Origin of the sequence: Rhodovulum sp. PH10, from assembly GCF_000293785.1 — a bacterium.
Taxonomy (GTDB): domain Bacteria; phylum Pseudomonadota; class Alphaproteobacteria; order Rhizobiales; family Xanthobacteraceae; genus Rhodoplanes.
In genome coordinates this window covers 14272-28307 of sequence record NZ_AKZI01000039.1, presented here as the reverse complement: position 1 = coordinate 28307, position 14036 = coordinate 14272, and the positions used below count along the sequence as shown (strand labels likewise).

The window sequence follows — 14036 nt, the reverse complement described above, 5'->3', positions numbered from 1 at the left end:
TCGCTTTTCTCCTGGCCTCCGGCAGTTCGCGCCGCAACGCAGCCCGCGTCCGAGTTTCCAAACGGTCTCTGGCCGGCGGCTGCCCGCTCGTCGCTCTCCAACGCCCGGTCGGTCGTCGGAACGCTCTGCGTCGCCGCCGGCCGCTGTCGTCCGCGGGCGATTGACTTTCGGGGCGGCTGCTGTAGAAGGCGTTCGGAATGTAATGTTATTACATTAACGAAATCGACCGACGAACAGGAGCGAGCGATGAGCGACCGACACCCCCGATGGCCGGTGACCCGGAGACGTTTCGCAATCTCGGGCCTCGGGCTCGGTGCGGCCTTGGCCGCGGCCTCGGCCGTGGGTCTCGGCGCCCTGCCGGCCCGTGCCGCCGAGCCGGTCGACGTGGTGGCGAGCTTCTCGATCCTCGGTGATCTGGTGAAGCAGGTCGGTGGCGATGCGGTCGACGTCCACACGATCGTCGGCCCGAACATCGACATGCACACCTATCAGCTCGCGCCGGGCGATTCGAAAAAGCTCCTCGGGGCGAAGCTCGTGGTGATCAACGGTCTCGGGCTCGAGGGCTGGGCCGACCGGCTGATCGAGGCGTCCGGCTACAAGGGCAAGGTGGTGGTGGCGACCACCGGCGTGAAGCCGCTCGCGCGCCCGGCCGCCGCCGACGACGACGACGAGGACGAGCACCACGCCGCCGGCGATCACGACCACGATGCCGACCACGATGCGGACCACGACGCCGATCACGAGGCGCACGGCCATCACCACCACGGGCCGAACGATCCGCACGCCTGGCAGTCGGTCGCCAATGTGAAGATCTTCGTCGCCAACATCCGCGACGGGCTGGCCGCGGTCGATCCGGTGCGCGCGGACGCCTACCGGAGCAACGCCGACGCCTATCTGAAAAAGCTCGACGCGCTCGACCGGGAGATCAGGGCCGCCTTCGCGCCGATCCCGAAGGAGCGGCGGCGGGTGATCACCTCGCACCAGGCGTTCCGCTATTACGGGGCGGACTACGACGTGACCTTCTACGGCGCCCACGGCGTCGGCGGCGACTCCGAGCCCGACGCGAAGTCGGTCGCGGCGCTGATCCGCCAGATCCGTCACGACAAGATCGGTGCGATCTTCTTCGAGAACGTCGCTGGCGAGCGGCTGCTCGAGCGGATCGCCAAGGAGACCAAGGCGAAGGTCGGCGGCACGCTGTACTCGGATGCGCTGTCGGCGGCGGACGGACCGGCGGCGACCTATGTCGATCTGATGCGCACCAACACGACGTCGATCACCACCGCGCTGCGGGCGGCGGGCGGCTGATCGCGCGCCTCGGGATCTCACGAAAAGGACAGCAATGCCCGGCCATGTGCCGGGCATCGTCGTTTCGGGGAGCTGAAAAGAGCCGTCAGCCCTGCATCGCCGCGGCGAGGCGCTGGGCCTGCTCGGCGAGCACGTGGGTCTCTTCCTTGAAGGTCGCCGGCGGCTTGAGCGGCGCGCCGTCGTGGCGCGGCATCACGTGGACGTGCAGGTGAAACACCACCTGGCCACCGGCCGGCTCGTTGAATTGCTGAACCGTGATGCCGTCGGCGCGAAACACCTCGGTCGCCGCCTTGGCGATGCGCTGCGCCACCTTGTGGACGTGGGCGAGGGTCTCCGGCTCGATGTCGTAGATGTTGCGGGCGCGCGCCTTCGGGATCACCAGCGTGTGGCCGGGGCAGCGCGGCATGATGTCGAGGAACGCGAACGCCAGCTCGTCCTCGTACACCTTGTGGCACGGAAGCTCGCCCCGGAGAATCTTCGCGAACACATTGTCGTCGTCGTAGCTGCTCGCCATGGCTGCCTCGTGCTGCTGTTGCCCGGGCGCAGTCGCGCGAACCAACCACGCGGCGCGCCCTCGAGAAAAGACGCGGGGGGCTTCGGAGGGGGTGGGGGAGGTCCCGAGCCGAGATCCCGAGCGGAGGTCCGGACCGAAGGCCCGGAAAGGCCTCGTGGCATCTGTGGCAAAATGCGACCGTCGGCGCAAGGCGCGCGGCGCCGCGTGGCCGGGCCGGCGCATCGTTTAACGGCGCGTTCACGGGGCGCAGCGTAACGTCGTACGCAATCGAGCGTACACGCGGTCTCGCCAGAGGGCCACGACGTGATGGAACAGCGCCGGTTCGTCCGAGTTCGTCCGAGCGGTCTCGTCCCGAAGATCGGCAAGATTTTTGCCGATCAGCGAAGTCCTTCCTTCGAGTGCGAGGTGATCGACCTGAGTGCCGGCGGTGCCTGCCTCTATGTGCACGGCCAGGCGCCGATCCCGCGCAAATTCACCTTCCTGCATGCCGGTACCCGCAAGTCGAGCCGGCTCGTGTGGGAGCGCGGGCGCAAGATCGGCATCCAGTTCTGATCCGGCCGTTTTTCTCGCGCGCCGCGGAAGCCTTCAGCAGTCCGTCTCGATCTCGTCCTCGCGTGCCGCCCGCACGGTGAGCTCGCCGTCGCGCCGGAACGGGCTCGCCGCGGCGAGCTCGCGTCCCGCCTCGTCGATATAAGCGCGCTCCTGCTCGAGGTAATCGGCGATGGCATGCCGCAGCGCCGGATCGGCGATCCAGTGCGCCGACCACGTGGTGTTCGGCAGATAGCCGCGCGCGAGCTTGTGCTCGCCCTGCGCGCCGGCCTCCACACGCGCCAGCCGGCGCTCGATCGCGAACTCGATCGCCTGATAGTAGCACAGCTCGAAATGCAGGAACGGGTGGTTCTCGACCGCCCCCCAGTGCCGCCCGAACAAGGTGTCGCCGCCGATGAAGTTGAGCGCGCCGGCGACGTATCGGCCGTTCCGCTTCGCCATAACGAGAAGGATGTTCTCGGCGAGGCTTTCGCCGACCAGCGAGAAGAACGCGCGGGTGAGATAGGGCCGGCCCCATTTGCGCGAGCCGGTGTCCATGTAGAAGGCGAAGAACGCGTCCCACGCGTCCTCGGTGATGGCGGCGCCGGTGAGCCGCTCGATGGTGATGCCGGCCTCCACCGCCTCGCGCCGCTCGCGCCTGATCGCCTTGCGCTTGCGCGAGGCGAGCGCGCCGAGGAAATCCTCGAAGGTCGCGTAGCCGGCATTCTCCCAGTGGAACTGCTGGTCGGTGCGCTGCAGATAGCCGTGCGCGGCGGTGAGGCGGGCTTCCGCCTCGGTCATGAAGGTGACGTGGACGGACGAGGCTTTGCGCAGCCGCGCCAGCTCGATCAAACCCGCGGCGAGTGCGGCGCGGGCGGGCTCCGCCGCCGGGCCGGGCGGCACCAGGAAGCGGCGGCCGGTCGCCGGGGTGAACGGCACCGACACCTGGAGCTTCGGATAATAGCGCCCGCCGGCGCGCTCGTAGGCGTCGGCCCAGCCGTGGTCGAACACGTACTCGCCGCGCGAATGGGATTTCAGGTAGCACGGGGCGACGGCGAGCACGCCGCCGTCCGGCGCCTCCAGCACGAGGTGCTGCGGCTGCCACCCGGTTTTTGCGGTCGCCGAGCGCGACACCTCGAGCGCCGACAGAAACGCGTGGCTGGTGAACGGGTCGAACGGCACGCCCTCGGGCGCGGCGCAGGCGTCCCAGTCGGCCGCCGAAACGTCGGCGATCGCCGGGACGATGCGGATCTTCAGCTCCTCGGCGGAGCAAGTGGGGGCGGAGCTCAGGGGGTAACTCCTTCGGACGGGCAGTGATCTTTTCGGCGGCTACGGCTCGGGCAAAAATCCCTCGAAGATCACCTGGTCGGCACGGGCGAGCGCGGCGGTCCGGTCGGCCGGCGAGCGCACCGTCCAGGTGAGCACCGGCAGGCCGAGCGCCCGGGCCACGCGCGGCGGCGCCGTCGCGAGGTCCTGCAAGCGATAGGCCAGAAAACCGGGTCGGCTCGAAGGCGCATGGAGCAGCAGGTCGAGGCGGAGACGCGGCCAGCCGCCCGACGGGCCGACCTCGTCGGGACCGGGCGCGAAGCGGCGCTCCGCGGTGATCCCGTGCGGCAGATGGGGGGCGAGCCGGCGCAGCGCAACGATGGGGGCGGGGTCGAACGACATCACCGCGACCGGCCCGGAATAGGCGGCGAGCACCTTTGCCACGCGGCGGGGAAGCGAAAGGTCGCCGTCGAAGCGGCTCTTCAGCTCGACCAGCAGCGGCACCCGGCCGTTCACCAGGTCGCAGATTTCGCCGAGCGTCGCCATCCGGTCGGTGCCGGCGCGGAACGGGCGGGCCTTGAGGGCGGCGACGCCGAGGGTGCGGACGTCCTCGTCGCCCTCGACCAGCCGCCCGAGGCGATCGTCGTGCTGGACCATCGCCTCGCCGTCGGCACTGACCTGGACGTCGATCTCGATGCCGTAATTCGCCGCGGCCGCCGCCGACACCGCGGCGGGCGTGTTCTCCACGATGCCGCGGGAAAGATCGTGCAGGCCGCGATGGGCGATCGGCCGGGCGGTGAGCCAACTCTGGTTTTTCATCGCCGCGGCTCCGCCTCCGAGGTTCGGCGTCCAGGAAGCCATCCGTCGACGGCCCGACCGGCGACGCCGAGGCCAGGGGGGCTCGTTTCCTGGCGCCGGAGAACCCCCACCCGCTCGTTCCCGCGCAAGCGGGAACCCAGATTTTTGCGGCTCGTCGTGTGGTTTCTGGGTCCCCGCATTCGCGGGGACGAGCGGAGAATCACGAGCCTGCGGACGGGACGAGCCGGCCCGCCGCACGCGACCGGCGTCAGGCCACCTCGAAGATGGCGTCGACCTCGACCGCCGCGTCGCCCGGCAAGACCGCGACGCCGAACGCCGTGCGGGCGTGCCGGCCCTTCTCGCCGAACACTTCGACCATCAGGTCGGAGGCGCCGTTCACCACCTTCGGGCAGTCGAGAAAGCTCGGCGCGGCGGCGACGTAGCCGCACAGCCGGACCACCCGGATCACCTTGTCGAGGTCGCCCAGGGCCGCCTTCACCTGCGCCAGAATGTTGATCGCGCACACCCGCGCCGCCTCCTGGCCCTGCTCGACCGACACCTCGGCGCCGAGCTTGCCGGTCGCCACCGGCTTGCCGTCGACCAGGCAGAGCTGGCCGGAGACGAACAAGAGCCGCCCCGAGCGCACGAAGCCGACATAGTTGGCGATCGGCGCCGCCGGAGTCGGCAGCTCGATCCCGAGCCCTGCGAGGGCCCGCTCGGCCGTTCCCGTCATGGAAAAACCTCCTTCGGGCGTGGTCGGTCGACCCGCACCGGCGCGGCACGCCGCTCCGGACAGCCGCCCGGACGGCGCCCGATCGACCCCGAGCCCGCACACGCCTGTTGTCCCCGATCGGCGCGCGGCACGCAATGGGTCGCGGCCGTGGACGCGGGGGACCTGCCGCCGCCCGCGGTTGCGGCGCGGAGGTGTCGCGGTGTTGCGGGGTCGCGCAGTTGCCGGCGGGCAGGGCGGCCCGTATTCTCGGCGGTCGACCTCGCCGGCTCGGACCGGCGCCCCCGGAGTGTTTTCGACGATGCACTGCGCCCTTCGGACGTTCCGTCTCGCCTCTTTGGTGGCGCTCGCTCTGGCGGCCACGGCCGTCGTGGTGACGGGCCCCGGTGTCGCGGCGCCCGCCGCGCCGGCCTCGGCCGGGCCTGCCGTGTCCGCGCTCGCCTCGCACCGGGCGGTCTACGACCTCCGGCTGGTGCGCTCGCAGGGCAAGCGGGCGCTCGAGGCGGTCAACGGCCGCATTCTCTACGACTTCTCCGGCAATGCCTGCGACGGCTGGGTGCTGCAGTTCCGCCAGGTGTCGCAGCTCGATTCGGGCGAGGGGCGGGTGGCGGTGTCGGATCTGCGCTCCTCCACCTTCGAGGATGCCAACGCCAAGAGCTTCCGCTTCACCTCGCAGAACTTCATCGACGGCAAGCCGGGCGATCCGGTCGACGGCAAGGCCGAGCGGCGCGACGGCAAGATCGCGGTGACGCTGACCAAGCCGAAGCCGACCACCTTCGACCTCGACGGCGACGTGGTGTTTCCGACCGAGCACATGCGGCGGGTGATCGCCGCGGCGCGCGAGGGCAAGCACTTGCTGCAGCTCCCGGTCTATGACGGGTCGGAGACCGGCCAAAAGGTCTACGACACGCTGACGGTGATCGGGCCGCCGGTCGGCCCCGCGTCGAGCCCCACGGCAAAGCCAGCGGACAAGGCGCCGCCGACCGGCGCGATCGGCGACACGTCGGCCGAGAGGTCGCCCGGCAAGTCGGCCGAGAGGTCGACGGACAAGTCCGCGGACGAGTCCGCGAAATTGTCCGTCGACGAGGCGGCGCTGGCCGGGCTGGTGCACTGGCCGGTGACGGTGAGCTATTTCGACCGCGGGGCGGCGCGCGGCGAGCAGACGCCGGTCTATGCGATCGGCTTCGAGCTCTACGAGAACGGCGTGTCGCGGGACCTCTCGCTCGATTACGGCGACTTCGTCGTCGCCGGCGAGATGTCGCGGCTCGATCTCAAGGCCGCCCGGTCCTGCCGCTGACGGGCTTTTTTTGCCGACGCCGGTGCTCCCTTCCCGCCGGCGGGCGAGGCCGGGGGCTTCGTCGGGCCGTCGTCGAGCACCAGCCCGCGCACCACCGCCGCCTTGCCGAACTTTTCGCGGATGCGGTCGACCGCGTGCTCGGCCGCCGCGCCACGGCCGGCGGTCGGGTCGACCAGGTCCGGCGGGTCGGCGTCGGCGAGATCCGCGAGCGCGCTCACCCCGACCCCGATCAGCCGAAACGTCGTGCCGTCGGTCTCGCGGGCGAGCAGGTCGCGGGCAGCGGCAAAGATCGTGCGGGCGAGCGCGGTCGGGTCGGGCAGCGTGCGGGCGCGGGTGCGCAGATGAAAGCCGCTGTCCTTCAGCTTCAGCGTGACGGTCGCGCCGGAGAGGCCGGCGGCCTTCAGCCGGTCCGACACTTTTTCGCACAACGCCCACAGGAGCTTTTCCAGCGCCCGGTAGTCGGCGAGGTCGGCGTCGAGCGTGGTCTCGGCAGAAATGCTCTTGGTCGGCCGGTCGGGCGTGACGCGGCGGGCGTCGATCCCGCGGGCGAGCCGGCCGAGCCGCAAGCCCTCGGTGCCGAAGGCGCGCATCAGCGTCGGCTCGTCGGCGCGCTGCAGGTCGGCGACGGTGGCGTAGCCCCGTCGTGCGAGGGCGCTAGCTGTCGCCCGGCCGACCCCGAAGATGGCCGTGACCGGCTTCGGCGCCAGCCAGCGGGCGGCCTCCTCGCGCGACATCACCGTGAAGCCGCGCGGCTTGTCACGGTCGGAGGCGAGCTTTGCGAGAAACTTGTTCTCCGACAGGCCGACCGAGACGGTGATGCCGATCTCGCGCTCGACCCGCAGCGCGAAGCGGGCGAGGGTTTCGGCCGGCGAGGTGCCGTGCAGCCGCTCGGTGCCCGTGAGGTCGAGGAACGCTTCGTCGATCGACAAGGGCTCGACCAGCGGGGTGAGCTCGCCCATCATCGCCCGCACCGCCCGGCCGGCTTTCACGTATTTCGGCATGTCGGGGCGGATCACCACCGCGTCCGGGCACAGTTTTCGCGCCTCGAACATCGGCATCGCCGAGTGGACACCGAAGGTGCGGGCGACGTAGCAGGCGGTCGCCACCACGCCGCGCCGGCCGCCGCCGATGATCACCGGCTTGTCGATCAGGCTCGGGTCGTCGCGCTTCTCGATCGCGGCATAGAAGGCGTCGCAGTCGACATGGGCGAGGGTGAGCCGGTCGAGATCGGGGTGGCGGACCAGCCGCGGCGAGCCGCAGGCCGGGCAGCGCACAACCCGCTCGGGCGAGGTGCGCTCCGGAAGCCGGGCGAGGCAGTCGCGGCAGAAGGCTCCCATCGACGTCTCCGGGGCGGTCCGCCGGAGCTTACGCGAGTCGCGCCGCGCACGCTGCGGGCGACGCCCGACGGTCTCCGTTCCGCCCTTGTTTCGCTATACTTAACAAATCGTTGTGATGCGAACGACGTTTGCGTTTGTGTAAGGAATATCGTCTAGACTGTAGGCGTTAAGGCCGAGTGGCGTGGTGTGGATGATCGGCACGAAACACGTGCCGCAGGGGGATGGGATGGCGAAAACCGTCCTGATCGTGGAAGACAACGAGCTGAACATGAAGCTCTTCCACGATCTTTTGGAGGCGCACGGATACCGTACGGTCGGCACGCGCAACGGCAACGAGGCGCTCGACCTCGCGCGTCAGCACCGGCCGGACCTGATCCTGATGGACATTCAGCTGCCGGAGGTGTCGGGTCTCGACGTCACCCGCTGGCTGAAGGACGATCCGGAGCTCAAGGCGATCCCGGTGGTGGCCGTCACCGCCTTCGCGATGAAGGGCGACGAGGAACGCATCCGCGAGGGCGGCTGCGAGGCGTATCTGTCGAAGCCGATCTCGGTCGGCAAGTTCATCGAGACCATTCGCCACTTCCTGGGCTAGCTCGAGAGGCCTCCGATGACCGCCCGCATCCTCGTCGTCGACGACGTGCTCGCCAATGTGAAGCTGCTCGAAGCGCGGCTCTCGGCCGAGTATTTCGACGTCGTGACGGCGCTGTCGGGGGCGGAGGCGCTGACGGTGTGCGAGCGCGCGCAGTGCGACATCGTGCTGCTCGACGTGATGATGCCGGACATGGACGGCTTCGAGGTGTGCCGCCGCCTGAAATCGAACCCGGCGACCCACCACATCCCGGTGGTGATGGTGACGGCGCTCGACCAGGCGGCCGACCGGGTGCGCGGGCTGGAAGCCGGGGCCGACGATTTTCTCACGAAACCGGTGTCGGACATCGCGCTCCTCGCGCGGGTGCGCTCGCTGGTGCGGCTGAAGATGATGACCGACGAGCTGCGCATGCGCGCGCTCACCTCCAAGGAGATCGGCATCGAGAACCCGGTGCTGGAAGCGATTGCCGACACCGGCCGGGCAGGGCGGGTGCTGCTGGTCGACGACCGGCCGTCCTCCTACGAGCGGATCGGCACCATGCTGTCGGCCGACCACACGGTGGAGGTGGAGACCGACGCGGCGGAGGCGCTGTTCCGTGCCGCCGACGGCGAATACGACATGATCGTCGTCTCGCTCGGCCTCGAAGGCTTCGACGGGCTGCGGCTGTGCAGCCAGCTGCGCTCGCTCGACCGCACCCGCACGGTGCCGATCCTCGCGCTGGCCGACCCCGAGGAGGACAGCGCCAAGCTCACCCGCGGGCTCGAAATCGGCGTCAACGACTACGTCTTCCGGCCGATCGACAAGAACGAGCTGTTGGCGCGCGCCCGCACCCAGGTGCGCAAGAAGCGCTTCACCGAGCGGCTGCGCGACAACGTGCAGCACTCGATCGAGCTGGCGATCACCGATGCGCTCACCGGGCTGCACAATCGCCGCTACATGGAGACCCACGTCGCCACCCTGGTGGATCAGGCGGCCTCGCGCGGAAAACCGCTGGCGGTGATGGTGCTGGACATCGACTTCTTCAAGGCGATCAACGACACCCACGGCCACGACGCGGGCGACGACGTGCTGCGCGAGTTCGCCACCCGGATGCGCAAGTCGATTCGCGGGATCGATCTCGCCTGCCGCTACGGCGGCGAGGAGTTCGTCATCGTGATGCCGGACACCGACATGGGCACGGCGGCCAAGGTGGCCGAGCGGCTGCGCCGGCGGATCGCCTCCGAGCCGTTCCTGATCCATGCGAGCGGCCGCTCGGTCGAGGTGACGATCTCGATCGGCATGACCGGCCTCGTCGCCCCCGACGACACGCCGGCCAAGGTGCTCAAGCGCGCCGACGAGGCGCTCTACCGCGCCAAGCGGGAAGGGCGGAATCGGGTGGTATCCGCCGCCGCCTGAGTCGAATCGCGAGTCGAATCGGCGTCGCGCTGTTCCGGTTCGTGGTATCCGAGAGGGGTAACCGGGCGGGATCGCCGGGGTTAGCCGCCTCTGGGCACGGCGAATTAACCTTAATGTTTCATGTTGACGTCAAATGACGTCACATACACGAGCCCGTGTAGTTGATTTCTTGGCGGCTCGAGGTAGATTCGGCACGAACTTGCTCGTCGGAGGTACGAGACACCATCGTCTCCCGCCCGGCGAGAGCAGGTTGCCCTACGGAGTGCTCAGGTCCGCCGCATCTCCTGTAGCGCCGTGGGGTTCGGCCGGCCGGTGAGCGGTGAGAGTGGCCTCCTCAAGACACCGCTCCCGGCCGGCCATTTCTTTTTTCGGGCCGCCGTTTCCCGGATGCTTCCCCACTTGCTGCCGGTCACCTGACACGGTCTGTCGCGGGGGAAGGCCGGTCGCCGCGTCGCGCTGTCGCGCCGCGTCGCGCTGTCGCGCCGCAGCACGAACGGTCGCCGCGATGCGGTGACGCCCGGCTCTCCTCGTTCCGTCTTCCGCCGTCTTCGTCTTCCGGCTCGCCGCCCGACTCGTGGCCCCGCGCGGCGCGCACCGATTCGACTGCGGACGGGACCTGCAACCGAGCACGGGCGCACAGACGATCACGCTCCCGCATGCACGAGCCGTTGCCCGTGCAGGGCGAGAGTGCGGCATTCGAACGGAAGTCTATGGTGGCCCGGACGAAGCGAACGATCGGCGGAGCCGCCGATCACACGGAACCGATCACGCGGCGCCGATCACTTGATCTTGGCTTCGCGGAACTCGACGTGCTTCTTCGCGACCGGGTCGTATTTCTTCTTGACCATCTTCTCGGTCTGGGTGCGCGAGTTCTTCTTGGCCACGTAGAAATAGCCGGTGTCGGCGCTCGACACGAGCTTGACCTTGATGGTGACTGCCTTCGCCATGGGGCGTCCTTCGGAATTCGTTCAGGGCGTTCGAGTTGCGCGCAACCTAGTGGGAAGGCGCGAAAAGTCAAGAAAGTGCCGACCCCGGCGGGGATTTGGCCGGGCATGCGCGAACGGCGGCCGGCGGAGGCGTCACAGCAGTGCGCGCACGAACCGGCCGCGGACCCAGCGATAGAACGGAATCGGCAGCTCGGGCGCGAAACCTTGCGCGATGCGGTGGTCCAGCTCGGCCACCACCGCCTTGGTGATCGGCGGAAGGTCGAGGCTTTCGGCGTCCTTCAGCGTCATCCAGACCAGCTCGACCAGCTCCGAATCGGGGCCGACGATGCCGTCCACCCGGCCGGCGATCGCCTGCGCGTCGACCGCGAAGAAGCGGGCGTCGAACCGGCGCGGCCGGCGCGGCGGCGTCACCGCGCGGGCGATGAACTGCAGGCTCGCGAGGTCGGGCGAGACGCCGGCGGCGGCAAAAGCGGGCCAGGCGGCGACCGCCGCCGGGGAGGCGGGAGCGGGCGAGGCGGCATCGGCAGCCGGGGAGGGGGAGGCCGGGGCAGCGATCTCGAGAGCGGCGGCGGCAGGCGGCCGCGCGCCGCCGGGCCGGCCGAGCATCAGCCCGGTCTCCTCGAAGGTTTCCCGCACCGCGGCGATCGCGAAGGCGCGTGCCTTGGCCGGGCTCGGGCGGGCGGTGGCGAGCATCAGCCGCGCGGCGATCGCCGGGTCGAGCTCGCTCGCCGCCGGTATCCCACGGTCGGCCACCTCGACGCGGCCGCCCGGAAACACGAACTTGCCCGCCATGAATTTGAGGTTCGCGTGCCGGCGGCCGAGAAGGACCTTCGGGGCCGGGCCGGTGCGGTCGATCAAAATCAGGGTCGCCGCGTCCTTCGGAACGACGTTCGGCCAGGTCATCACCCGGTCGAACTCGTTGAGGTGCTCGGTCAAACGCTCGGCGAGCGCCATCGGCGCGTCGCCGACCAGCGACAGCGTGATCGCCGGCTCGTCGTAGAGCACCGTGTCCGCGTCGCCGGCCATTCGCGTCTCCCCCCGTCGGCTTCGTTCTCCCGTCGGCGTCACCGCCGTCGTCCGCCCCGCCCGAAGCTGCGGGGGCGCTCGTGCCGGGCGCCCTTGGGCCGCGGCACGATGCGGCCGTCCGAGACTATCTCGAATCGCAGCGCGCCGGCCACCGGGGCGGCCTCGACCAGCTTCACCGTGACCGGATCGCCGAGCCGCCAGCTCTCGCCGGTCGCCTCGCCGATCAGCGCGTGCTGCGCCTCCTCGTAGCGGTAGAAGTCGCGCCCGAGCGTCGAGGCCGGCACGAAGCCGTCCGCCCCGGTGTCGTCGAGCTTCACGAACAGGCCGGAGCGCACCACCCCGCCGACATGGCCCTGAAAGGTCGCGCCGATGCGGTCGGCGAGATGGTGGGCGATCAGCCGGTCGACGGTCTCCCGCTCGGCCGCCATCGCGCGCCGCTCGGCCGCCGAGATGCGCGCCGCGACCTCGCCGAGCGCGATCGCGTCGGTGCCGTCCGGCAGCCCGTCGCGCCCGAGCTTCTTCGCGGTGATCAGCGCGCGATGCACGACGAGGTCGGCATAGCGGCGGATCGGCGAGGTGAAATGGGCGTAGCGGCGCAGATTGAGCCCGAAATGCCCGTAATTCTCGGAGGCGTACTCGGCCTGCGCCTGGCTGCGCAGCACCACCTCGTTGACCAGTGTCTCGTATTCCCGCCCCTTTACGCGAGAGAGAATGCCGTTGAACTGGGCGGGGCGCAGCGCGCCGGATTTCTGCAACGAGATGTCGATCGTTTTCAGGAACTCGCGCAGCGCGTTGAGCTTCTCGAGGCCGGGCTCGTCGTGGACCCGATAGATCAGCGGCGTGCGGGCGCGCTCCAGCGTCTCGGCGGCGGCGACGTTGGCGAGGATCATGTACTCCTCGATCAGCCGGTGCGCCTCCAGCCGCTGCGGCACGATCACCCGGTCGACCGTGAAGTCGGGCTTCAGCAAAATCTTTCGCTCGGGCAGGTCGAGGTCGAGCGGCGAGCGGGCGTTTCGCGCGCGCTTCAAGGCCTCGTAGGCGGCGTAGAGCGGCTCCAGCACCAGGGACAGCAGGGGGGCGGTGGTGTCGTCGGCATGGCCGTCGGCGGCCGCCTGCGCCTGCGCGTAATGGAGGCGGGCGACCGAGCGCATCAGCACCCGGTGGAAGGTGTGGCGGCGCTTCACGCCGTCGGCGCCGATCACCATGCGGGCGACCAGCGCCGGGCGGTCCTCCTGCGGGCGCAGCGAGCACAGGTCGTTGGAGATTCTCTCGGGCAGCATCGGCACCACCCGGTCCGGGAAATAGACCGAGTTGCCGCGCTCCAGCGCCTCGCGGTCCATCGCCGTGCCCGGCCGCACATAGGCCGCGACGTCGGCGATCGCCACGTCGATCACGAAGCCGCCGGGGTTTTCGGGGTCGCTGTCGGGGCGGGCGAAGACCGCGTCGTCGTGGTCCTTGGCGTCGGCCGGATCGATGGTGACGAACGGCACCTCGCGCCAGTCCTCGCGGCCGGCGAGCGTCGCTGGCTTCGCCGAGTCGGCCTCCGTCAACACCTCGCGGGAAAAGACGTGCGGGATGCCGTGGGCGTGGATCGCGATCAGGCTGACGGCGCGCTCGCTGGCGAGCGACCCGAGCCGCTCCTTCACCTTGCCGGTCGCCTGGCCGAACCGGCCACGGGCGACGTCGACCGCGACGAGGTCGCCCTCGGTCGCGTCGCCGGTGTCGCCCGAGCGGATCGTCAGCTCGCGGCCGAGGCTCTTCTTGTCGACCGGCACCAGCCGGCCGGAGCCGTCCGGCAATGCCCGAAAAATGCCGAGCACCCGGTGGCGCGCCTTGTCGAGCACTTTTATCGGCCGCCCGCGGAAGCGAATGCCGTCCTCGTCCGGTTCCGGCACCTCCTCGGTGCGCAGCAGTGCCCGGTCGCCGACGCCGGGGATTTCGCCCGGCCGCGCCCGGCGCGGCACCACCACGCGGATTTTCGGCGGCGCGCCGCGCTCGTCCTCGTCCCAGTCGGCCGGCACCGCGATCAGCTCGCCGTCGGCGTCGCGGGTCGTCACGTCGGCCAGCACCACCGGCGGCAGGCCGGCCGCCTTGTGCATCGACTTCTTGCGCCGGGCGATCTTGCCCTCGTCGGCGAGCTCGCGCAGCAGCGTCTTCAGGACCGCGCGGTTCTCGTTCTTGAGGCCGTACGCACGGGCGATCTCGCGGATGCCGACCTTGTCGTGCTGCGACTTGATGTAGGCGACCAGCTCGTCCTTGGAGGGGACCACCGGCCCGGGCTTGTGTTTCGGCGTCACGGCGAGG

At 70.0% G+C, this 14036-nt stretch carries 13 protein-coding genes; 5 read left to right on the top strand and 8 right to left on the bottom strand.

Annotation, left to right across the window (positions count from 1 at the left end; translation table 11 throughout):
• Nucleotides 1–273 precede the first annotated feature (273 nt).
• Nucleotides 274–1305 (top strand): metal ABC transporter solute-binding protein, Zn/Mn family, encoded by a 1032-nt coding sequence (locus A33M_RS08030; protein WP_202801819.1) that lies wholly within the window; start codon nt 274–276, stop codon nt 1303–1305.
• An 85-nt stretch (nt 1306–1390) separates the two neighbouring features.
• Here A33M_RS08030 and A33M_RS08025 read toward each other — a convergent pair whose 3' ends face one another.
• A complete protein-coding gene (locus tag A33M_RS08025) occupies nt 1391–1819 on the bottom strand; it encodes an HIT family protein (RefSeq protein WP_008385568.1) in 429 nt (142 codons plus the stop codon).
• A 405-nt stretch (nt 1820–2224) separates the two neighbouring features.
• On the opposite strand from A33M_RS08025, the gene A33M_RS23760 reads away from it, so the two are divergent.
• Nucleotides 2225–2371 (top strand): hypothetical protein, encoded by a 147-nt coding sequence (locus A33M_RS23760; protein WP_157223378.1) that lies wholly within the window; start codon nt 2225–2227, stop codon nt 2369–2371.
• Between the two features lie 33 nt (nt 2372–2404).
• Here A33M_RS23760 and A33M_RS08015 read toward each other — a convergent pair whose 3' ends face one another.
• The 3 genes from A33M_RS08015 to A33M_RS08005 form a co-directional block, all read right to left on the bottom strand.
• Entirely contained in the window at nt 2405–3580 is a 1176-nt protein-coding gene (locus A33M_RS08015) for a GNAT family N-acetyltransferase (protein WP_443212762.1), read from the bottom strand.
• A 96-nt stretch (nt 3581–3676) separates the two neighbouring features.
• Nucleotides 3677–4432, bottom strand: coding sequence for a glycerophosphodiester phosphodiesterase family protein (locus A33M_RS08010; protein ID WP_008385562.1), 756 nt, complete (start codon nt 4430–4432; stop codon nt 3677–3679).
• Between the two features lie 247 nt (nt 4433–4679).
• The gene (locus A33M_RS08005) at nt 4680–5144 is read right to left on the bottom strand and encodes a RidA family protein (protein ID WP_040619704.1); all 465 of its coding nucleotides are present in this window, start codon (nt 5142–5144) and stop codon (nt 4680–4682) included.
• A gap of 298 nt (nt 5145–5442) precedes the next feature.
• Here A33M_RS08005 and A33M_RS24830 point away from each other — a divergent pair, with 298 nt between their 5' ends.
• The gene (locus A33M_RS24830) at nt 5443–6438 is read left to right on the top strand and encodes a cell envelope integrity EipB family protein (RefSeq protein ID WP_040619709.1); all 996 of its coding nucleotides are present in this window, start codon (nt 5443–5445) and stop codon (nt 6436–6438) included.
• Here A33M_RS24830 and A33M_RS07995 read toward each other — a convergent pair.
• The gene (locus tag A33M_RS07995; RefSeq protein WP_083850367.1) at nt 6369–7775 is read right to left on the bottom strand and encodes a DNA polymerase IV; all 1407 of its coding nucleotides are present in this window, start codon (nt 7773–7775) and stop codon (nt 6369–6371) included. The two genes, A33M_RS24830 and A33M_RS07995, sit on opposite strands and share 70 nt — an antisense overlap.
• 226 nt (nt 7776–8001) lie before the next feature.
• Here A33M_RS07995 and A33M_RS07990 point away from each other — a divergent pair, with 226 nt between their 5' ends.
• Together A33M_RS07990 and A33M_RS07985 are read left to right on the top strand one after the other, a co-directional pair.
• Complete coding sequence (locus tag A33M_RS07990) at nt 8002–8367, top strand: response regulator (RefSeq protein WP_040619703.1); 366 nt, start codon at nt 8002–8004, stop codon at nt 8365–8367.
• 15 nt (nt 8368–8382) lie between these two features.
• Nucleotides 8383–9759: a PleD family two-component system response regulator gene (locus A33M_RS07985; protein ID WP_008385551.1), complete on the top strand. Its 1377-nt coding sequence runs from the start codon at nt 8383–8385 to the stop codon at nt 9757–9759.
• Between the two features lie 779 nt (nt 9760–10538).
• On the opposite strand, the gene rpmG is transcribed toward A33M_RS07985, so the two are convergent.
• From rpmG to rnr, 3 genes are all read right to left on the bottom strand, one after another.
• On the bottom strand, nt 10539–10706 hold the full coding sequence (gene rpmG, locus A33M_RS07980; RefSeq protein ID WP_008385549.1) for a 50S ribosomal protein L33: 168 nt from the start codon (nt 10704–10706) through the stop codon (nt 10539–10541).
• 132 nt (nt 10707–10838) lie between these two features.
• The gene (locus A33M_RS07975) at nt 10839–11732 is read right to left on the bottom strand and encodes an NUDIX hydrolase (RefSeq protein ID WP_008385548.1); all 894 of its coding nucleotides are present in this window, start codon (nt 11730–11732) and stop codon (nt 10839–10841) included.
• Between the two features lie 38 nt (nt 11733–11770).
• Complete coding sequence (rnr, locus tag A33M_RS07970) at nt 11771–14029, bottom strand: ribonuclease R (RefSeq protein ID WP_008385547.1); 2259 nt, start codon at nt 14027–14029, stop codon at nt 11771–11773.
• Nucleotides 14030–14036 lie beyond the last annotated feature (7 nt).